Origin of the sequence: Thioalkalivibrio sp. (assembly GCF_041690275.1) — a bacterium.
Classification (GTDB): domain Bacteria; phylum Pseudomonadota; class Gammaproteobacteria; order Ectothiorhodospirales; family Ectothiorhodospiraceae; genus Thioalkalivibrio.
Genome location: NZ_JAWLHP010000007.1, coordinates 43,218 through 62,099, shown reverse-complemented (window position 1 = coordinate 62,099; position 18,882 = coordinate 43,218). Strand labels below are relative to the sequence as shown.

Here is an 18,882-nt window from a genome sequence, read left to right as displayed (position 1 = left end):
GGCAGTCGAACCTTGAGCTTCGAACCCTGCCGGCCCCGCTTCGTGACGCCCAGTGGCATTCCGGCGTCACAATTCCTGTATGGCTGGGCCGGCAGGATTACGGCGCTGCGCGCCGCCCTCCGGGCCGTCGCCTGCGGCGACGTTCTGCCCCTTCGGGGCAGTCGAACCTTGAGCTTCGAACCCTGCCGGCCCCGCTTCGTGACGCCCAGTGGCATTCCGGCGTCACAATTCCTGTATGGCTGGGCCGGCAGGATTCGAACCTGCGAATGCCGGGATCAAAACCCGGTGCCTTACCGCTTGGCGACGGCCCAATGACTCGTTGTCCGGCTACGTCCCGTCCGCGTCCGGAGGGTGCCACTCGCACAGTGGCGAGCGGTTGACGAGGCGCACGACCCAGCTGCGCCAGGGGTGTGGCTGCGCCTGCTGTGCCGCCCGCGCGGCGGCCGCGTCGGCGAACAGCCCGAACAGACAGCCCCCGGTTCCGCTGAGCCGGGCCGGGACTCCCTGCGCACCCAGCCACTCCAGCGCCGCGTCCACGACCGCAAGACGGCGCCGCACCAGCGGCTCGAAGACATTGCCGAAAGACCCGTACCCGGACGCCGTGATTCTCTCGGGGGGACAGTCCCGTGTCAATTCGCGGGAACCGAACATGGTTGCGGTGGACACCGCCTCCCCCGGGTCGATCAGCAGCACCCAGGGCGTGTCCGGCTCCACCGGGGTCAGACGCTCGCCAACGCCCTCCGCCCATGCCGCGAGCCCGCGCACGAACACCGGCACGTCGGCCCCCAGCCGCAGGCCCAGCTGCGCCAGGGACGGCAGCGACAGACCCAGCCGGAACAGGTGGTTCAGCGCCACAAGCGTGGTCGCGGCATCGGAACTGCCCCCGCCCAGCCCCCCGCCGACGGGGATGTGCTTGGTCAGCGCGATCCTTACCCCGAGGGAATGACCGCTGCGCTCGGCAAGCAGGCGTGCCGCCTTCAGACACAGGTTGTCGCCATTCAGGGAGGGCATCGCCGCGTCGAGCTCGACGCGCCCGGAAGACAACGGGAAGAACTGCAGCCAGTCGCAGAGATCCACGAACTGGAATACGGTCTGCAGCTCGTGGTAACCGTCCGGGCGACGGCCGGTGATGTGCAGGAAACGGTTGATCTTCGCGGGTGCCGGGAACCGGACCGAGAAATCCGCGTTCACGGCGCCGGCGCCGGCTGGCCGAGCTGCCAGCGCTGGATCCGCAGCTCCAGGCGCATGTCCCCGCGGCGCAGCTCCAGAGAGGCCGGCATCGCCGCAGGACCGGCATCCTCGAAGGCCCCGTAGCGGACCTCCCAGCCATCCTGGATCAGCCGCGACGGGCGCCCCGCCGCGTCCGCGCGGAGATCGAAGCCCGCGCCCGGACGCGCGATCCCGCGCACCCAGGCATCGAGGCCCGCGACCGGGATCTCGCGCCCGGTGATCCGCGCGATCAGCCGGTCGGGGTCGGAGGCCTGGTAACGTTCGCCGTCGCGGGTCAGCAGCATCGCGTGGCGCCCGTCGAAAATCACGCGACCGCCCCCGCGCCCCATCGGCCCCGACAGGTCGATCACCTGCTCCGGCCCCTCGGCACGCCAGCCCAGTTGCCCCGTCCAGGTCTCCTCCGGGAGTTCCAGGATCACCTGCCCGGCCAGGCGCCACGTGTCCACCGCCTCCAGCCGGGCGGAACGCTCGGCGAAGGCCGCGCGAGCGGCAGCCTCGTCTACCGATGGTTCGGGGATCGACGCACAGCCAAGGAGTCCGAACACCGCGAGGACGGCCAGCAGGATCGGCCGCAGGCGCATGGAGTTCAGGCCAGGGAAGCCGGAGGAGGCGTCAACCACAGGTCAGATCCACTCAGTCTCCCAGCTCCCGGCTGACCCGGCGCAGCCGCTCGTGCCCGGGATCGCGTTCCAGGGCCTCCTCGATGATCGCGCGGGACTCGTCGCGACGGCCCACCTCCCACAGGACCACCGCCAGGTTGCTGGCGATCTCGCTGTCCTGCATCAGGTCGTAGGCACGCTCCAGCTTCGCCAGCGCCTCATCGAGGCGGCCCATCCGGTACAGCACCCAGCCGTAGCTGTCGATGATCGCGGCGTCGTCCGGGCGCTGCTCGTAGGCACGGGTGATGAGATCGTAGGCCTCTTCATAGCGTTCGGTCCGGTCCGCGAGGGTGTATCCAAGGGCATTGAGTGCCGACACGTTCTCCGGGTCCATCTCCAGGATGGCCCGGAAATCCGCCTCGGCCGCCGGGATGTTGCCGGCCCGCTCGTGGACCAGCCCACGCAGATAGAGCAGCTGCTCCGAACCGGGGAACTCGACCAGCCCCCGCGCCAGCCGCTCGAGCGCCGCGTCGAATTCGCCGCTGTCCCGCAGCACGTTCGCCTCCACCAGGTAGGCGCGAAGGGCGATGCCTTCGTCAGGGTCCTGCTGGAGGTCTTCGAGGATCGGCCGGGCCGCCGCGTGACCCTCCAGCTCCGCCGTCAGGCGCGCCACCCTGAGGCGTGCGTCGTCGACGTGCTCCCCGGCATCCACCGCCCGATAGGACCGCCGCGCGGCCTCGAGATCCTCCGCCTGTTCATGCAGGCGGCCGAGATAGTAGTGGGCATCCGAGGTCCGGCGTCCGCTCGCGAGGAGATGTTCGAGGTATTCGCGTGCAAGCTCGAAACGCCCCGCCTCGAGACTGAGCAGGGCGGTGGTCAGCAGAAGATCCGCGTCCTCGGGGTCCATGTCCAGAAGCCGGTCCAGCTCGGGGCGCACGCGCTCGAAATCCTCCACGTCCACCAGCGCCCTGGCGTAGGCAAGACGCACATCGCGCCGGTCGGGATGCACATCCACCGCGGCTGAAAGCGTCGCCAGCGCCGCATCGTCGTCTTCCATCTCGGTGAGCACGCGGGCCAGGGTCATGCGCAGGTGCACCGCATCGGGAAAACGCTCCACGCCCGTCCACGCGATCTCGCGGGCCCGCTCGAGCTGCTCAAAGCGCAGGGCAAGTTCCGCATGTGCCTGCCAGCCAGCGGCCTCGTCGGGATTCGCGTCCACCAGCCGCTCCACGGCCCGAAGCGCGGTCGCCCGATCCTCGGACTGCGCGAGCAGGGACACCACGACCCGGTAACCCTCGTCGGTGCCGACCGCGTCGACGATGGTCTCCAGCAGTTCGGCCGCCTCGTCGTCCCGTCCGGTGGTGGTCATCAGTACCGCAGCGATCTGCATCGCCTCGATGCTGCCGGGCGACAATTCCAGCCAGCGCTCCGCAGCCGCGAGGGCACGCGGATGATTGCGGGCGAACAGGGCCAGCCGGGTGGCCCGCTCGGCGACCTGAACATCGCTGCTGAGCCGGGCCGCGGCCAGGTAATAGGTGCTCGCCTGCTCGTAGTCGCCCGACTGGGCGGCCAGTTCGGCCGCCAGCAGGCTGAACAGCACCCGCGCCTCGGAATCTTCCGTCGCCTCGCTCCCGGATATCGAGAGAATCGGGGGGGCCTCGATATACTCGGAGCCCGATGCATTGAGATTGGTCTGGGCGCAACCCGCCAGCAGCACGGCGGGGAGCGCGACAGCGAGAAGTCGCGACATGACGGGAACGTTCCACATGATTACGAGGGCTTGGACGATGGATGTACGCAACGGGTTCCACCGAGGGGACCAGGCCCCACTGTATCCGATGGCGCCACGCAGTACACTAAGGCGTTGCTGATCCCACCCGGGCGCGAAAGAATCCCGCTAAATGCTGTTCACCCTCGGAATCAATCACCGCACTGCGCCGGTCCAGGTCCGCGAGCGCCTCGCCGTCAACGAGGTCCAGCTCGGGGAGGCGCTGGATTCGCTCCACAGCGGCGTGCGGATTCCGGAAGCGGCCATCCTGTCCACCTGCAACCGCACCGAGATCTACTTTCGGGAGAACGACCATGGCGGAGAGGAACGCGTGCTGGACTGGCTGGGCGGTTTCCACGGCATCCGGCGCGACGAACTCGAGGCCTACCTGTACCGGCATCACGACGACGAGGCGGTGCTGCACACCCTGCGCGTCGCCTGCGGGCTCGACTCCATGGTGCTCGGCGAGCCGCAGATCCTGGGGCAGATGAAGTCCGCCTATCAGCACGCCCACACGGCCGGGACGCTGGGGCTGTCACTGGAGCGTCTCTTTCAGCACGCCTTCGCCACCGCCAAGGACGTGCGCACGTCCACCGCGATCGGCGCCAGCGCGATCTCGGTCGCGTTTGCGGCGGTATCCCTCGCGCGGCAGATCTTCGGGGACCTGAAACCGCTCACTGCGCTGGTGATCGGGGCCGGCGAGACCATCGAGCTCACGCTGCGCCACCTGGTGGGTCACGGAGTCGGGCACGTGATCGTCGCGAACCGCACCGTCGAGCGCGCGCACATGCTCGGCGACCGCTTCGGGGCCGAACCCATCCCGTTGACCGGACTCCCGGAGTACCTGCACCGCTGCGACATCGTGATCAGCTCCACCGCCGCCCCGCTGCCAATCCTCGGCAAGGGCGCGGTGGAACGGGCCATCCGCAGGCGGCGCCATCGTCCGATGTTCATGGTCGATATCGCGGTGCCCCGTGACATCGAGCCGGAGGTGGCGGAACTGGAGGACGTGTACCTGTACACCGTCGATGACCTGCAGGAGGTGATCAGCCGGAACATGGCATCCCGCCAGGCGGCGGCGGAACAGGCCGAGCAGATCATCGCGGCACGGGCCCACGAGTTCATGCGCTGGCTGCGCGCGCGGGATTCGGTGGAGAGCATTCGGCGGCTGCGCGAACAGGCGGAGACGATCCAGCACGAGACGCTCCTGCGCGCCGAGACCCAGCTGCGGGCGGGCCACCCGCCGGAGGACGTCGTGCGGCAGCTCGCGCACCTGCTGACCAACAAGCTGATGCACGCCCCCTGCAAGAGCCTGAACGCGGCTGCGCACGAGGGCGATGCCGATCTGCTGCACGCCGCGCATCGGCTGTTCCGGCTGCCCGGCAACGATGACGGGGACGGCCGGGACGATTCGTGAAGGAATCATTCGAACGCCGACTGGAGGGCCTGGCCGAGCGCCACAGCGAGATCGCGGGACTGCTCGCGGCGCCCGATGCCGCGGAGGACCCGGATCGCTTCCGCCGGCTCTCGGTCGAGTACAGCCAGCTGGAGCCGGTCGCCACGGCGTGGCGAGCCTGGATCCGCAACCGGGATGAACTGAGGGCCACCGAGGCGCTTCTGAAGGATCCCGAATCCGAGGTCCGGGAACTGGCGGCGGACGAGACGACGAGGCTGCAGGCGGAGGCCGAGCGGCTGGAGAGCGAGCTGCAGGCCCACCTCGTGCCGCAGGATCCCCACGACGAGGCCAATGTGTTCCTGGAGATCCGGGCCGGGACCGGTGGCGACGAGGCCGCCATCTTCGCAGGCGACCTGCTGCGCATGTACAGCCGCTACGCCGAACAGCGGCAGTGGCAGATGGAGATCCTGAGCGCCAGCGAGGGAGAACACGGGGGCTTCCGCGAGGTCATCGTCCGGGTGGTCGGGCATGGGGTGTATTCCAGGCTGAAGTTCGAATCCGGAACCCATCGGGTGCAACGGGTACCGGAGACCGAGTCCCAGGGCCGCATTCACACCTCGGCGGCGACCGTGGCCATCATGCCCGAACTGGAGGCGGTGGAGATGCCGGAGATCAACCCGGCCGACCTGCGCATCGACACCTATCGGGCCAGCGGTGCCGGCGGCCAGCATGTGAACCGCACCGACTCGGCGGTGAGACTGACCCACCTGCCCACCGGGATGGTGGTCGAGTGCCAGGACGAGCGCTCCCAGCACAAGAACAAGGCACGCGCGATGACCCTGCTGGCGGCACGGCTCTACGAGGCCGAACGCAGCCGGCAGGCCGCGGAGCAGAGCGCCACGCGCAAGAGCCTGGTGGGCAGCGGCGACCGCTCCGAGCGCATCCGTACCTACAATTTTCCCCAGGGCCGTGTCACCGATCACCGGATCAACCTGACCCTGTACAAGCTGGACGAAGTGATGTCGGGAGGCCTCGATCCACTGATCGATCCGCTGACGCACGAGCACCAGGCCGAACAGCTGGCCGCACTTGCCGACGACTGACGCGACCACCGTGGAAGGGCTGCTTGCCGAATGCCGCGACAGGCTGCGGCGGGCCGGCGTCGCGCACCCGGGGCTCGAGGCCCGTCTGCTGCTGGGCCATCAACTGGAGATCCCGGAGGTGCATCTGCTCGCCTTCGGCGAGCGACCGGTCACGGCGCCGCAGGCCGAGGCCGTGCGCGCGCTGATTGCCGCCCGTGCTGCCGGGCAGCCGGTCGCCTACCTGCTGGGCCGGCGGGAGTTCTGGTCCCTGCCCCTGGCAGTGGATGACGGCTGCCTGATCCCGCGCCCGGAGACCGAACTGCTGGTGGAACGCGCACTCCGGCACCTGCCGACGGGGCCGGCGCGGGTGCTGGATCTTGGGACCGGCTCCGGCGCAATCGCCCTGGCGCTGAAGAGCGAACGGCCGTCACTAACGGTCTGGGCCAGCGATGCCGAAGCCCGGGCCCTGGCGGTTGCAGCGGCGAATGCCCGCAGCCTCGGGCTGACGGTTCACTGGTTCCGCGGGCGCTGGCTGGAGGCGGTCGCGCCCAGGCCGCGGTTCGATCTGATCGTCAGCAACCCGCCCTACATCGCAGCCGAAGACCCGCACCTCGCCGCCGGGGATCTGCGCTTCGAGCCCCGCAGTGCGCTGGTGGCCGCCGACACCGGCCTTGCGGATCTGCGGGCAATCGCGGAAGCATCGCGCTCCCGACTGCGCCCGGGAGCCTGGCTGCTGCTGGAACATGGCGCCGACCAGGGATCCGCGGTGCGCGCCCTCCTGCGCAGGGCCGGCTACCGCGAGGTATCGAGCCACACCGATCTGGCGGGCCTCGAGCGCATGACCGAGGGTCGCGCCGCCGCCTGAATGCCGGTGCCTTCCCGTGGCGCGCCATTGGACGTGGAACTGACTGGGCAAATGATGCGGCGCCAACTACCATACAGGGCATGGACTCGACCGTTCGCACAAGGGAATTCATCTTCCGGGGGCCGCACCAAGAGAGGGACCAGGCCCCCTCGGCCGCGCTGCTGCTGGCCGACTCGCCGATGGTCTCCGAGGTGTCGGTGGCTGGCCCGAACCGGGTGCTGGCGAGCTATGACCTGCGCGAGGTGACGTTCTCCGAGATCGAGTCCGCACTGGAGGAACTCGGCTTCCACCTGGACAACAGCCTGCTCACCCGGCTGCGCCGCGCCTACTACGCCTATTGCGAGGAGACGCGGCGCGCGAACATGCAGGTCAGCTCCAACTGCTTCGGGCACTGCGCGCGGCGCATCTTCGTGCGCCATTACCAGCAGAGCGAACACGGCTGCCGGGACCAGCGGCCCTCGCACTGGCGCTCGTACTGGTGACGCCGCCCCGGCGCGGGCCGGTCGCGATTCGGAGTCCCGGGTGAACGACGAGCTCCTGCTGCGCTACAGCCGCCAGATCCTGCTGCCGAACGTAGGCGCCGAGGGGCAGGAGCGTCTGGCGGCCGCCCACGCGGTGGTGATGGGTCTCGGGGGGCTGGGTTCCCCGATCGCGGCCTATCTCGCGGCGGCCGGAGTCGGACAGCTCACCCTGGTCGATTTCGATCGCGTCGATCTGAGCAACCTGCAGCGCCAGGTCCTGCATGGTCAGCAGGACATCGGCCGGCTCAAGGTCGATTCGGCCGCGGACAGCCTGCGCCGCCTGAACCCCGCATGCCGCCTGAACACGCTGGCCCGTCGCCTTGACCAGGCGGAACTGGAGACACTCGGTGCGGAAGCCGACGTGATCCTGGACGGCACGGACAATTTCGCCAGCCGGGCGCTGATCAACCGCGCGGCGGTGGCTGCCGGCGTCCCGCTGGCCTCCGGAGCGGTGATCCGCTTCGAGGGCCAGCTGACCACCTTCGACTTCCGGGACCCATCGATGCCCTGCTACCACTGCCTCTACGGCGAGGGCGAGGAACTCGGCGAGACCTGTGGCGAGTCCGGGGTGCTGGCGAGCCTACCGGGGGTGATCGGCAGCCTGCAGGCCACGGAGGCGCTGAAGCTCCTGCTCGGATTGCCGACGCTCGCCGGGAGGCTGTTGCTGGTCGACGGGCTTACGATGAACTTTCGGACCCTGTCGCTCTCGCGCGATCCGGCCTGCCCGGTCTGTGGTCCGGCAGCGACCGCCGCGGGCGCATGAGAGCGCCCGCGGCGGAGCATGTGAACACCACGTCAACGCTCATGCCGTGGACGATGCGCGCCGAGGGATGAAAACAAGCCACGGAAGGACACGGAAGTAGATCGAAATCCGCGATTTGATCACGCATTCCGCGTATTTCCGTGTCCTTCCGTGGCCATGTGTTCACATTAACCGGATCCGTGCCGCGTGCAGCAAATCCTCAGTGGCGGGTGGAGCCCACCGTCGGCTGCGGTTCGGCGGCCGCGAACAGGGCCTCCGCATCCACCGCGTCGAGACGGTAGCGGGCATTGCAGAATTCGCAGGTCACTGCGATCTCCCCCTCCTGCTCGAGCGTTGCCCGCACCTCGTCGGGGCCGAGTCCCTTCAGCATGTCCTGCACCTTGTCGCGCGAGCAGCTGCAGGCGAAGCGCATCCCGTGCCCGGCCAGCAACCGCACCCGTTCTTCGTGGAACAGCCGGCGCAGCAGGTCTTCCGCCGCGAGATCGAGCAATTCCCCGGCGGAGACGGTGTCGCCCAGCAGGGTGAGGCGCGTCCAGTCCTCCGAATCGCGCGGCGTCGGTGACCCGTCCGGTCCCGGCATGCCCTGCAACAGCATTCCGGCGGCGCTGTCCGGACCGGCCGCGAGCCAGACCCGTGTCGGCAGCTGTTCGGAGCGCTCGAAGTACGCATCCAGTGCCGTTGCGAGCGACCGGCCCTCCAGCGCCACCACGCCCTGGTAGCGTTCGCGCCCCGCACCCGGGTCGAGCGTGATCAGCAGCCGGGCATCGGCGCCGAAGATCTGGCCCAGATCACCGTCCGGGACCTCTCCCCGGTAGCGGGCGAGTCCACGCAGCGACTGGCTTCCGGTCGCCTGCACCACCAGCAGGTGCAGCGGACCGGAGCCGGTGATCTGCAGGATCAGGGAACCGTCGAACTTCAGCGTTGCCGCGATCAGGGCGACGGCCGCATAGGCCTCGCCCAGTTGCCTGTGCACCGCGGGAGGATAACGGTGGCGTTGCAACAGGGCCTGCCAGGACGCATCGAGGTGTACCCACTCGCCCCTCACCGGGGTGTTCTCGAGCAGGAAGCGGTGCAGCGTGTCGGCCTCGGCGATCATGACTCCTCGGACCGCGACCGCGGTGCGCGCGTTCAGTCGCCCCGCAGCCGCGCCCGCAGCCGCTCGTTGACCTGGGCCGGGTTGGCCTTGCCCTGGGTCTTCTTCATCACCTGCCCGACAAAGAAGCCGAGCAGCTTGTCCTTCCCGGCACGGTACTGTTCGAGCTGCACGGGATTCGCGGCGATCACATCGTCGATGATGCGGTCGATCGCGCCGGTGTCGGTGATCTGCTTCAGCCCGCGGGCGGCAATGATCGCATCGGCGTCGCCCTCACCCGCCCACATCGCGTCGAAGACCTCCTTCGCGATCTTGCCGGAGATGGTCGCGTCCTGGATGCGTGCCAGAAGCTGCGCCAGCGCCGCCGGCGCGACCGGACTATCGCCCACCTCCAGCTCGGAACGGTTCAGCGCCGCGGTGAAGTCACCCATCATCCAGTTGGCGGCGAGCTTTGGCGCCCCGCAGGCCGCCACCAGTGCCTCGTAGTAGTCCGCCAGGTCGCGGGTGGCGGTCAGCGCGCCGGCATCGTAGGGGGACAGCGCGTAGTCGCGCACGAAGCGCTCGCGCTTCGCATCCGGCAGTTCCGGCATCTCGGCGCGGATCGCCTCGATATCCTCCGTGTGGATCGCTACCGGCAGCAGGTCGGGATCCGGGAAGTAGCGGTAGTCGTTCGCCTCTTCCTTGGAGCGCATGGGGCGGGTCTCGTCGCGGTCCGGGTCGAACAGGCGCGTCTCCTGCACCACCGTGCCGCCCGATTCGATCAGCTCGATCTGGCGCTCCACCTCGAAGTTGATCGCGCGCTCGACGAAACGGAAGGAATTCAGGTTCTTGATCTCGGTGCGAATACCGAAGGACGACTCCCCCGCCGGGCGGACCGAGACATTCGCGTCGCAGCGGAAGCTGCCCTCCTGCATGTTGCCGTCACAGATATCGAGGTAACGCACCAGCGCGTGCAGTTTCTTCATGTACGCCACCGCCTCGCGCGCCGAACCCAGCTCCGGCTCGGAGACGATCTCGACCAGCGGCGTCCCGGCACGGTTGAGGTCGATGCCCGTCATCGTGCCGAAGCCCTCGTGCAGGCTCTTGCCGGCGTCCTCCTCGAGGTGCGCCCGGGTGACGCCGATCCGCTTGCGGCTGCCGTCGTCGAGTTCGATCTCCAGGTAGCCCCGCGCGACGATCGGCAGTTCGAACTGGGAGATCTGGTAGCCCTTCGGGAGGTCCGGGTAGAAGTAGTTCTTGCGTGCGAACACGGACCGGGGGGCGATCTGCGCCTCGAGTGCCAGTCCCAGCATCACGGCCTTGCGCACGACCGCCTCGTTCAGCACCGGCAGCACCCCGGGCAGGCCCAGGTCGACGGCGCAGGCCTGCCGGTTCGGCTCCGCGCCGTAAGCGGTCGCGGCCCCGGAGAAGATCTTCGACGCGGTGTTCAGCTGGGCATGGATCTCCAGCCCGATCACGGTTTCCCATTCCATTCTTCGTCCGCCCCTAAGCGAAGGTCGCCGGCATGCGCTGATGCCAGCCCGTCTCCTGCTGGAACTGGTGCGCAACGTTCAGCAGGCGGCCCTCCTCGAAGTAGTTCCCGATCAGCTGCAGCCCGACCGGCAGACTGCCGATCGTTCCCGCCGGCATCGACAGGCCCGGCAGACCGGCGAGATTCGCCGCGATGGTGTAGACGTCGGAGAGATACATGCTGATCGGGTCCGCGCTCTTCTCTCCCAGCCGGAACGGGAGCTCCGGTGTCGTCGGGCCGGCGATCACATCCACCCGCTCGAAGGCGCGGCGGAAATCCTCCGCGATCAGCTGCCTGACCTTCTGGGCCTTCAGGTAGTAGGCATCGTAATAGCCCGCGGAGAGCACGTAGGTCCCGATCATGATGCGCCGCTTGACCTCGGCACCGAAGCCCTCGGCGCGCGAGCGCGTGTACAGGTCCATCAGGTCGCGCGGATCATTGCAGCGATGGCCGAAACGCACGCCGTCGTAACGGGCCAGGTTGGACGAGCACTCGGCCGGTGCCACCACGTAATAGGCCGGAACCGACAGGTTGCTGTTCGGCAAACTGATCTCCACCGGCTCCGCCCCGCGCTCGCGCAGCACCGCCAGTGCATCCTGCACCGCGCGGCGCACGTCCGCGTGCAGCCCGTCCCCGAAGTATTCCCTGGGCAGACCGATGCGCAGACCCTTGAGGTCGCGGTCGAGACCGGCGGTGAAGTCCTCGTCCGGACGTTCCAGGCTGGTGGAATCCCGGGGATCGAAGCCGGCCATCGCATTCAGCATCAGCGCGCAGTCTTCCGCGCTGGCGGCCATCGGACCGCCCTGGTCCAGGCTGGAGGCAAAGGCGATCATCCCGTAGCGGGAGACGCGTCCATAGGTGGGCTTCAGCCCGGTGACGCCACAGAACGCGGCCGGCTGCCGGATCGAACCGCCGGTGTCGGTTCCCGTCGCCGCGGGCACCAGGCGCGCGGCCACTGCAGCCGCCGACCCGCCGGAGGATCCGCCGGGCACCCGCTCCGGGTCCCACGGATTGCGGACCGGGCCGTAGTGGCTGGTCTCGTTCGACGAACCCATCGCGAACTCGTCCATGTTGGTCTTGCCCAGCATCACCGCGCCGGCGGCATTCATGCGTTCGACGACCGTGGCGTCGTAGGGGGCGACGAAGGAATCGAGCATCCTCGAACCGCAGCTGGTGCGCACCCCGTGCGTGCAGAAGATGTCCTTCTGCGCCACCGGCAGTCCCAGCAGCGGTGCGCGCTCACCCTGCGCGAGCCGCTGATCCGCCGCGTCGGCCGCGGCCAGCGCCTGTTCCCGGGTCACGGTCACGAAGCTGTTGATGCCGGGATCCAGCCGGTCGATACGGTCGAGATAGAGTTCGGTCAGTTCGCGGCTGCTGATCTCGCCCGCCTGCAGACGGCGCGCCCAGCCCGAAAGGGTATCGAGTGTCATCGCCGGGGTTTCCGTTGCTGGACCGGTTTGCCGATCATTCGATCACGCGTGGCACGAGATACACACCGCCCTCCACCGCGGGCGCGATATCCTGGAACCGTTCGCGCTGATCCGACTCGGTGACCCGGTCGGGACGGAGCCGCTGTTCCGCGTCGAGCGGATGCGCCATCGGTGCGACGCCCTCGATATCGGCATTGTTCAGGGCCTCGACGAAATCGAAGATGTCGCTGAGGGCGGCCGCGAAGCCCTCGGCCTCGCGGTCATCCACCGCCAGCCGCGCCAGATGCGCGATGCGGCGGACTTCGTCACTGGTCAGGGACATGGCGGACGCTTCGACGTATAGTACGCGGGAGCGCAAAGTTACCACAAAGGCCACCTTGCCCAAAGCAGCGGGGCCTTGCTAGAGTGCCGCGTCCTTTCTGCCCGCCACCAGGATCAGGTCGAGCCATGTTCAAACGCTTTCTGGGGCTGTTTTCCAATGACATCTCCATTGACTTGGGTACCGCCAACACCCTGATCTACATGCGCGGGCAGGGTATCGTACTGAACGAACCGTCGGTGGTCGCCATACGCCAGGACCGGGGTCCCGGCGGGCCCCGCTCGCTGGAGGCGGTGGGCACCGAGGCGAAGAAGATGCTGGGCCGCACGCCGGAGAACGTGACCACCATCCGCCCGATGAAGGATGGCGTGATCGCCGACTTCACCACCACCGAAAAGATGCTGCAGTACTTCATCAAGAAGGTGCACGAGCGACGGGTGTTCCGGCCCAGCCCCAGGGTGCTGGTCTGCGTGCCGTGCGGCGCCACGCAGGTGGAGCGCCGGGCGATCCGGGAATCGGCCTTCGGCGCCGGCGCGCGCAAGGTCTATCTCCTGCAGGAGCCGGTGGCGGCGGCCATCGGCGCCGGCATTCCGCTGGACGAGGCAGTGGGTTCCATGGTGCTCGACATCGGTGGCGGCACCTCCGAGGTCGCGGTGCTGTCGATGAACGGCATCGTCTATTCCGAGTCGGTGCGGATCGGCGGCGACACCTTCGACGAGGCCATCATGGCCTACGTTCGCCGGAACTACGGCGTGCTGATCGGCGAGGCGACCGCCGAACGCATCAAGCACGCGATCGGTTCGGCCTACCCCGGCAAGGATCTGCTGGAGATCGAGGTGAAGGGGCGCAACCTGGCCGAGGGCGTGCCGCGTTCCTTCACCCTGAACAGCAACGAGATCCTGGAGGCGCTGCAGGATCCCCTCCACGGCATCGTCTCCGCGGTGCGCACCGCGCTGGAGCAGACGCCGCCCGAGCTGGGCGCGGACGTGGCCGAGCGCGGCATCGTGCTGACCGGGGGCGGGGCGCTGCTGCAGCAGATCGACCGCCTGATCATGGAGGAGACCGGCATTCCGGTGGTCATCTCGGAAGATCCGTTAACCTGCGTGGCGCGCGGTGGCGGGCGCGTGCTGGAGATGCTCGACGAAAAACGCGTCGATTTCCTGACCAGCGAGTAACCGTTCCCGCCCGCCGGAGGACGTGTCATCGAAAAGCCGCTGTTCAGCCTCGGGGCATCACCCACACTCCGGCTGCTGGCCGTTCTGGTGGTCGCCCTGGCGCTGATGGCGCTCGACCATCGGTTCAACCAGCTGCAGACCCTGCGCAGCATCTTCGCCACCATCGCCTATCCCGTCCAGCTGGCGGTGGATGCGCCGATCCGGGCCGGCAGCCGGATCCTGGAATCCTTCTCGCGTCATGAACAGCTCGTGCTGGAGAACCGGCTGCTGCGCTCGGACCTGATGGAACTGCGCGCGCGGCAGTTGCGCTTCGATGCGCTGCAGGCGGAGAACGATCGCCTGCGGGCCCTGTTGCATACCTCCGCGCAGGCCACCGAGCGGGTCCAGATCGCCAAGCTCCTCGCGGTGGATCTGGACCCCTTCCGCCAGCAGATCGTGATCGACAAGGGCAGGGCCGATGACGCGTATGCCGGACAGCCCCTGATCAATGCGGATGGCGTGATCGGACAGATCCTGACGCCGCACTGGGCCAGCTCCACCGCGCTGCTGATCTCCGACCCGGGGCACGCCCTGCCGGTGATCGTGGAGCGCACCGGATTGCGCGCACTGGCCGTCGGCTCCGGCAACCCGCGGCGCCTGGATCTGCGCCACGTGCCGCCGCAGGAGGACATCGAGGAGGGCGACCTGCTGCTGACGTCGGGCCTGGGCGAACGCTTTCCGGCGGACTACCCGGTCGCGCGCATCGTGTCGGTTGAACATGAGCCCGGTCAGCCCTTTCTGGCCATCGCCGCCGAACCCCTGGCCGCGCTGGACCGCTCGCGCGAGGTCCTGCTGCTATGGACCGATGCGCCGGAGACCGACGCCGAGACGGACGCGGAGGAATGAACCCGGGATTCGCCGTGCCGCTGCCGGTGCTGTTGTCCCTGCTGGTCGCGCTGGCACTGAGCATCGTGCCCCTGCCGGAGGCGATCGCCCCCCTCCGTCCGGAGTGGGTGCTCCTGGTGCTGGTCTACTGGGGCATGGCGTTCCCGCGCCGGGTAGGCATCCTGGTCGCCTTCGTCACCGGTCTCTTCCTCGACGTGCTGCACCATCACCTTCTGGGCCAGAACGCGCTGACGCTGTCCCTGGCCATGTTCGTGGTGCTCCAGATCTACCCGCGCATGCGGGTCTTCCCGGTCTGGCAGCAGGCGGTGGTGGTGGCATCCCTGGTGGCCTTCACGCGCCTTCTGCAGATCTGGATCCAGGGGGCGACCGGACTGCCGCCGGACAGCATCTGGTACTGGAGCCCGGTGATCACCAGCGCCCTGCTCTGGCCGGTCGTCTATCACATCCTGCGCGACGCACGCCGACGCTGGCTTTTGCACCTGACCTGACGGCCTGTGACAAAATCGGGGCCCCGCGCACTGCAGGCCTGTGCGTCACCCCGCCGCCCCCCGTTACCATGAGTCACTGGTCCCGGGGGGCCATCTACCATCTCCGACCGATCAACGGGCTGCCGACATGCAAGAAACGACACGAACACGAATCGAGGCCGAGGTCTTCCAACGGCTGCTGCGACATCTGGACGAACGCAAGGACGTACAGAACATCGACCTGATGAACCTGGCGGGATTCTGCCGCAACTGCCTGGCCAAGTGGTACGTCGCGGCAGCCGAATCTAACGGCGCAGAGATCGATCTCGACCAGGCGCGCGAGATCATCTACGGGATGCCCTACGCCGAGTGGAAGCGTCTCCACCAGAAGGAGGCCACGCCGGAACAGCGGCGGTCATTCTCGGAGTCGCAGTCCGCCGGCAACGCCGATGCGTGATCACGGACTGGTCGAGACGACGGCGCAGTTGCAGGACCTGGTCGGCACCCTCGCCGGCAGCGACTGGGTGGCCCTGGACACGGAGTTCATGCGGGAGAAGACCTACTTTCCGCAACTGTGCCTGGTCCAGGTCGCCACACCGGATCACATCGCCTGTATCGACCCCCTGGCGCTACCGGATCTCGGACCGCTGTGCGCCTTGCTGGAGGATCCCGAGGTGCTGAAGGTCTTTCACTCGGCCAGCCAGGATCTCGAGGTCCTCTACCTGATGACCGGTAACGTGCCGGCCCCGGTCTTCGACACGCAGGTGGCCGCCAGCCTGCTGGGGTACGGGGAACAGGTCGGCTACGCAAGGCTCGTCGAGGCCGTGCTGGGGATCGAACTCGACAAGACCCAGTCGCGGACCGACTGGTCACGCCGCCCGCTGAAGGCGGAACAGCTGGCCTATGCGCGGGACGACGTGCGCCACCTCGTCCTGGTCTACCAGCGTCTGCAGGAAGAGCTGGAAACGCTCGGACGCACGACGTGGCTGGCCCCGGAAATGGAGGCCATCACGCGGCCGGAGCTCTACCAGCCCCGGGCGGAGGACGCATGGCGACGGGTCAGCGGGCACAAGCGGATGAAGCCGCGCGAGCTGGCAGTGCTGCGCGAGGTCGCCGCTTGGCGCGAGGAAGAGGCGCGCAGGCTCGATCGGCCCCGCCGCTGGATTCTTGGCGACGATCTGCTGCTGTTGATCGCGCGCGTCCGGCCCGGCGATCCGGACGCGCTGCAGGAACTGCGCGGGTTTCCGAAGGGCATTGGGGCGGAACGCGTGGGCCAGCTGCTGCTGGCGGTCCAGCGCGGGATCGCGACGCCGAAGGAGCAGTGGCCGGCGCTGGCGGCCCGGGCGAGGCCGCTGACGGAGACGGAGGAGGTGGTTGCCGATGTGGCGACGGCCCTGCTGCGCGATCTCGCACGCCGGCAGCGGATTGGTCCCGAGGCGATCGGCGGGCGCCGGGACATCGTTGCGCTGATGCGCGGGGATGACGATGCCCGTCTCGTGCGCGGCTGGCGCCGCGAGGTCGCCGGACGCGAGCTTCAGCGCTGGCTGGAGGGACGCAGCGCCGTGTACTGCGACCGGGGCCGGATCGCCATGTCGGAACGGGGCGCACCGGCCTCGTCATCTTCCGTCGGTCCATGATCCGGCCCCCGCACACAGAAGGGGCCTCCCGACACGGCCGTCCCTTCGTGGCCCGCGAGTTCCGTTCGTCGTGCCCGGTCCGGGCTCAGACGCTCGAATACACGCCGCGCCGGGGGGAGTTGAGCCGTCCCTGGCGCTTCAGGTAGGCCAGCGTCTGGCTGATGTTCCTGGTCTCGATACCCGAGGATTCGGCCTCGTCACGGATCTCGCTGACGGTCATTTCCGGGCGCGTGGCGACGATATCACAGAGCTTCTGGCTGATCGTCTCGCCCCCGGGACGGCGCCGGCGAGTGCTGCGGGCGCGGGGCACCGCGCCCCCCATGTCCCGGATCTGCCGGTCCATCTCGGCCAGCTCCTTGCGGTGGCGGGCCAGAAGCTCCTTGCGCTTCGCCTTCAATTCACCCAGCTGCTCCTTGATTTCCTGTTCCCGGCGCTCCGCCTCCTGCTGCTCGCGCTCACGCGCCAGCGCATAGAGTTCTTCGGAACTGAGTTCATCGATGTCTTTCCTTACGGCACTCATTAATGCTCCTCGTCTGCTGTTCGACAGGATCAAGGCCTTTACGGCTCGAAAACCAGAAGCAACAACATAATAAAAAGCGCAAGAATAAACAACAGGTCTGCTTCAACAAGGATCACTGCATGAAGACCGGGCTCAACCAAAACCAGCAGAACGAGATCCGTGCTGCAGCAATCGGATTTTATTCCATCATGCGATCCGCGCCGGTTCCCGAGGTCCGCCTGGACCTGCGCGGGCGCGCCGCCGGTCAATGGCGGATCCGTGATGGAATTGAGTTGCTGCGTTTCAACCCGGAGGCCTTTCTGCTGGACTGGGATGCACACTTTCCGGCCACCGTCGCCCACGAGGTGGCGCACTCCCTGGTCTACCGACGGCACGGACCCCGGCGCGTACGCCCGCACGGACCCGAGTGGAAGGAAATCATGGCAGCACTGGGCTTTCCCCCGGTGGTCACGCATCGCACGCCGCTCACCGGCCGCCGGAGCCGGGTTTATATTTACAAATGCAAATGCCGTGCGCATCGCCTCGGGCCCCGGCGACATTACCTGGTTACCCGACGGGGCTATCGCTACAGCTGCGCAGACTGCGGCAGTCGTCTACATTTTGACGATCATGCTGAGTGGAAATGAAGATGCGCTGAATGCCGATGCGAGCGGCCGAATGGCCCGGCGATTTTCTGGGGATACGGATGCGCGGCGGTCGCCTTTGGTAGGTGCGGATCCATTCATTTAGGCCCGCGCCCTGTTTGCCGTTAGACGGCAATGGCCTGTTGATCTCTCTGGCACGGACAGAACCGAACCGCCAACGGGCGCACCGGAACCGCGACCCGGCTCAGTCATCCGGGCCGTCCGGCGGGGACGCCGAACGCGGGTCGGCATAGCCCTGCAGCAGGCGTTCGAAGTCCGGATCCGCATATTGCCATTGATCATGCAGACGCCGCCGCTTCTCCAGGTCCCGGCGGAGCCGCTCGAGATTTCGCCGCGTCCAGGCGCCCTGAGCGCGCCAGCACCCGCGGTCCCAGTCGATCAGCCAGACGCGGTCGCAGATGTCGATCAGGATGTTGCGGCTGTTCAGATCCGCGTGGCAGTATCCGGCGTCGTGGAAGCGTCGGATGACTGCCCCGACACGATGCCAGTCGGCTGCGCCCACCGATCCCTCGCGCAGGCGCTGATGCAGCGAAAGGGCGTCGGGCACGCGCTGCGTGATCAGATCGGCGCGCCAGTAGAGCCCATGTCGCGTGAGCCGCGCGGCGACGGGACGTGGCACCGGCAGGCCCTCGTCGCGCATCGTATGCGTGAGCATGAATTCCCGCCAGGGCCGGCTCCTCTTCAGGCCCGTCCAGAGATACCGGTCGCCGAGGATCCGGGCCACGGAGCCGCCGCGCAGATAATGCCGCAGCACCCATTGCCCGCCGGAGCCGGGAATCGGCGGATCGCAGAACAGCACCCGACCGCGGCCGGTGTGGACCTCTCCGGCGCAGTAGCCGCGCTGCCTCAGGCCACCGGGTTCGAACATCCACGGCTCCGGCGCCCGTTCCAGGGCCTCGTCGTGGATCAGGTAATCACCACCGCTGCGCTGCAGCCTCCATTCCATCTCACACCCCGACCCTGGTATACCCCCGGCTC

Annotated in this window: 20 protein-coding genes, 1 tRNA gene and 1 other RNA gene; 11 read left to right on the top strand and 11 right to left on the bottom strand. The window is 68.1% G+C overall.

The genetic code is table 11. The annotated features are described in order from the left end of the window. Positions 1–80 precede the first annotated feature (80 nt). The 5 genes from ACESMN_RS02365 to ACESMN_RS02345 all read right to left on the bottom strand — a co-directional run bounded on the left by ACESMN_RS02365 (position 81) and on the right by ACESMN_RS02345 (position 3,579). A non-coding RNA gene (locus ACESMN_RS02365) (RtT sRNA) lies at positions 81–202 on the bottom strand. 34 nt (positions 203–236) lie between these two features. Then, positions 237–311, bottom strand: a tRNA-Gln gene (locus ACESMN_RS02360). A gap of 16 nt (positions 312–327) precedes the next feature. Beyond that, positions 328–1,191, bottom strand: coding sequence for a 4-(cytidine 5'-diphospho)-2-C-methyl-D-erythritol kinase (ispE, locus tag ACESMN_RS02355; RefSeq protein ID WP_373051980.1), 864 nt, complete (start codon positions 1,189–1,191; stop codon positions 328–330). Further along, positions 1,188–1,850 carry a lipoprotein insertase outer membrane protein LolB gene (gene lolB / locus ACESMN_RS02350; protein WP_373051979.1) on the bottom strand — a complete coding sequence of 221 codons (663 nt, stop codon included), beginning with the start codon at positions 1,848–1,850 and terminating at the stop codon, positions 1,188–1,190. The genes ispE and lolB overlap by 4 nt, the downstream gene beginning before the upstream one ends. A 13-nt stretch (positions 1,851–1,863) precedes the next feature. Beyond that, the gene (locus tag ACESMN_RS02345) at positions 1,864–3,579 is read right to left on the bottom strand and encodes a tetratricopeptide repeat protein (RefSeq protein WP_373051978.1); all 1,716 of its coding nucleotides are present in this window, start codon (positions 3,577–3,579) and stop codon (positions 1,864–1,866) included. A gap of 151 nt (positions 3,580–3,730) precedes the next feature. Between ACESMN_RS02345 and hemA the strand changes: the two genes are divergently transcribed. From hemA to ACESMN_RS02320, 5 genes are all read left to right on the top strand, one after another. After that, on the top strand, positions 3,731–5,014 hold the full coding sequence (hemA, locus tag ACESMN_RS02340; RefSeq protein ID WP_373051977.1) for a glutamyl-tRNA reductase: 1,284 nt from the start codon (positions 3,731–3,733) through the stop codon (positions 5,012–5,014). Next, entirely contained in the window at positions 5,011–6,096 is a 1,086-nt protein-coding gene (gene prfA, locus ACESMN_RS02335) for a peptide chain release factor 1 (RefSeq protein ID WP_373051976.1), read from the top strand. Before hemA ends, prfA begins: the two co-directional genes overlap by 4 nt. Further along, entirely contained in the window at positions 6,083–6,940 is an 858-nt protein-coding gene (prmC, locus tag ACESMN_RS02330) for a peptide chain release factor N(5)-glutamine methyltransferase (protein ID WP_373051975.1), read from the top strand. The genes prfA and prmC overlap by 14 nt, the downstream gene beginning before the upstream one ends. Positions 6,941–7,020: 80 nt before the next feature. Further along, positions 7,021–7,422, top strand: a complete 402-nt coding sequence (locus ACESMN_RS02325; RefSeq protein WP_373051974.1) for a hypothetical protein — start codon at positions 7,021–7,023, stop codon at positions 7,420–7,422. A 40-nt stretch (positions 7,423–7,462) separates the two neighbouring features. Then, positions 7,463–8,224, top strand: a complete 762-nt coding sequence (locus ACESMN_RS02320; protein ID WP_373051973.1) for a HesA/MoeB/ThiF family protein — start codon at positions 7,463–7,465, stop codon at positions 8,222–8,224. A gap of 199 nt (positions 8,225–8,423) precedes the next feature. Here the strand turns inward: ACESMN_RS02320 and hslO are convergent, their stop codons facing one another. From hslO to gatC, 4 genes are read right to left on the bottom strand one after another with little or no spacing between them, the layout of a single operon-like run. Beyond that, positions 8,424–9,317 (bottom strand): Hsp33 family molecular chaperone HslO, encoded by an 894-nt coding sequence (hslO, locus tag ACESMN_RS02315; RefSeq protein WP_373051990.1) that lies wholly within the window; start codon positions 9,315–9,317, stop codon positions 8,424–8,426. A 35-nt stretch (positions 9,318–9,352) separates the two neighbouring features. Further along, complete coding sequence (gatB, locus tag ACESMN_RS02310) at positions 9,353–10,789, bottom strand: Asp-tRNA(Asn)/Glu-tRNA(Gln) amidotransferase subunit GatB (RefSeq protein ID WP_373051972.1); 1,437 nt, start codon at positions 10,787–10,789, stop codon at positions 9,353–9,355. Positions 10,790–10,802: 13 nt separating this feature from the next. Then, positions 10,803–12,257, bottom strand: a complete 1,455-nt coding sequence (gatA, locus tag ACESMN_RS02305) for an Asp-tRNA(Asn)/Glu-tRNA(Gln) amidotransferase subunit GatA (protein ID WP_373051971.1) — start codon at positions 12,255–12,257, stop codon at positions 10,803–10,805. 34 nt (positions 12,258–12,291) lie between these two features. Then, the gene (gatC, locus tag ACESMN_RS02300) at positions 12,292–12,579 is read right to left on the bottom strand and encodes an Asp-tRNA(Asn)/Glu-tRNA(Gln) amidotransferase subunit GatC (protein WP_373051970.1); all 288 of its coding nucleotides are present in this window, start codon (positions 12,577–12,579) and stop codon (positions 12,292–12,294) included. A 125-nt stretch (positions 12,580–12,704) separates the two neighbouring features. Between gatC and ACESMN_RS02295 the strand changes: the two genes are divergently transcribed. From ACESMN_RS02295 to rnd, 5 genes are all read left to right on the top strand, one after another. Continuing rightward, the gene (locus ACESMN_RS02295) at positions 12,705–13,751 is read left to right on the top strand and encodes a rod shape-determining protein (protein ID WP_373051969.1); all 1,047 of its coding nucleotides are present in this window, start codon (positions 12,705–12,707) and stop codon (positions 13,749–13,751) included. Positions 13,752–13,778: 27 nt separating this feature from the next. Continuing rightward, on the top strand, positions 13,779–14,636 hold the full coding sequence (gene mreC, locus ACESMN_RS02290; protein WP_373051989.1) for a rod shape-determining protein MreC: 858 nt from the start codon (positions 13,779–13,781) through the stop codon (positions 14,634–14,636). Further along, complete coding sequence (gene mreD, locus ACESMN_RS02285) at positions 14,633–15,124, top strand: rod shape-determining protein MreD (RefSeq protein WP_373051968.1); 492 nt, start codon at positions 14,633–14,635, stop codon at positions 15,122–15,124. Before mreC ends, mreD begins: the two co-directional genes overlap by 4 nt. Before the next feature lie 127 nt (positions 15,125–15,251). After that, positions 15,252–15,560, top strand: coding sequence for a DUF1244 domain-containing protein (locus tag ACESMN_RS02280; RefSeq protein ID WP_373051967.1), 309 nt, complete (start codon positions 15,252–15,254; stop codon positions 15,558–15,560). Further along, positions 15,553–16,740, top strand: a complete 1,188-nt coding sequence (gene rnd, locus ACESMN_RS02275; protein WP_373051966.1) for a ribonuclease D — start codon at positions 15,553–15,555, stop codon at positions 16,738–16,740. Before ACESMN_RS02280 ends, rnd begins: the two co-directional genes overlap by 8 nt. 85 nt (positions 16,741–16,825) lie before the next feature. On the opposite strand, the gene ACESMN_RS02270 is transcribed toward rnd, so the two are convergent. Next, entirely contained in the window at positions 16,826–17,260 is a 435-nt protein-coding gene (locus tag ACESMN_RS02270; RefSeq protein WP_373051965.1) for a hypothetical protein, read from the bottom strand. Between the two features lie 119 nt (positions 17,261–17,379). On the opposite strand from ACESMN_RS02270, the gene ACESMN_RS02265 reads away from it, so the two are divergent. Beyond that, positions 17,380–17,886 (top strand): SprT-like domain-containing protein, encoded by a 507-nt coding sequence (locus ACESMN_RS02265; RefSeq protein ID WP_373051964.1) that lies wholly within the window; start codon positions 17,380–17,382, stop codon positions 17,884–17,886. A 202-nt stretch (positions 17,887–18,088) separates the two neighbouring features. Here the strand turns inward: ACESMN_RS02265 and ACESMN_RS02260 are convergent, their stop codons facing one another. Further along, entirely contained in the window at positions 18,089–18,850 is a 762-nt protein-coding gene (locus tag ACESMN_RS02260; protein ID WP_373051963.1) for a 3-deoxy-D-manno-octulosonic acid kinase, read from the bottom strand. Positions 18,851–18,882: the final 32 nt, after the last annotated feature.

Bases quoted from the DNA above. Each gene is read 5' to 3' on its own strand.
- ACESMN_RS02345 (WP_373051978.1), bottom strand. From the start codon at position 3,579: ATGTCGCGACTTCTCGCTGTCGCGCTCCCCGCCGTGCTGCTGGCGGGT.
- hemA (WP_373051977.1), top strand. From the start codon at position 3,731: ATGCTGTTCACCCTCGGAATCAATCACCGCACTGCGCCGGTCCAGGTC.
- ACESMN_RS02325 (WP_373051974.1), top strand. From the start codon at position 7,021: ATGGACTCGACCGTTCGCACAAGGGAATTCATCTTCCGGGGGCCGCAC.
- gatB (WP_373051972.1), bottom strand. From the start codon at position 10,789: ATGGAATGGGAAACCGTGATCGGGCTGGAGATCCATGCCCAGCTGAAC.
- gatA (WP_373051971.1), bottom strand. From the start codon at position 12,257: ATGACACTCGATACCCTTTCGGGCTGGGCGCGCCGTCTGCAGGCGGGC.
- gatC (WP_373051970.1), bottom strand. From the start codon at position 12,579: ATGTCCCTGACCAGTGACGAAGTCCGCCGCATCGCGCATCTGGCGCGG.
- ACESMN_RS02295 (WP_373051969.1), top strand. From the start codon at position 12,705: ATGTTCAAACGCTTTCTGGGGCTGTTTTCCAATGACATCTCCATTGAC.
- mreD (WP_373051968.1), top strand. From the start codon at position 14,633: ATGAACCCGGGATTCGCCGTGCCGCTGCCGGTGCTGTTGTCCCTGCTG.
- ACESMN_RS02280 (WP_373051967.1), top strand. From the start codon at position 15,252: ATGCAAGAAACGACACGAACACGAATCGAGGCCGAGGTCTTCCAACGG.
- rnd (WP_373051966.1), top strand. From the start codon at position 15,553: ATGCGTGATCACGGACTGGTCGAGACGACGGCGCAGTTGCAGGACCTG.
- ACESMN_RS02270 (WP_373051965.1), bottom strand. From the start codon at position 17,260: ATGAGTGCCGTAAGGAAAGACATCGATGAACTCAGTTCCGAAGAACTC.
- ACESMN_RS02265 (WP_373051964.1), top strand. From the start codon at position 17,380: ATGAAGACCGGGCTCAACCAAAACCAGCAGAACGAGATCCGTGCTGCA.
- ACESMN_RS02260 (WP_373051963.1), bottom strand. From the start codon at position 18,850: ATGGAATGGAGGCTGCAGCGCAGCGGTGGTGATTACCTGATCCACGAC.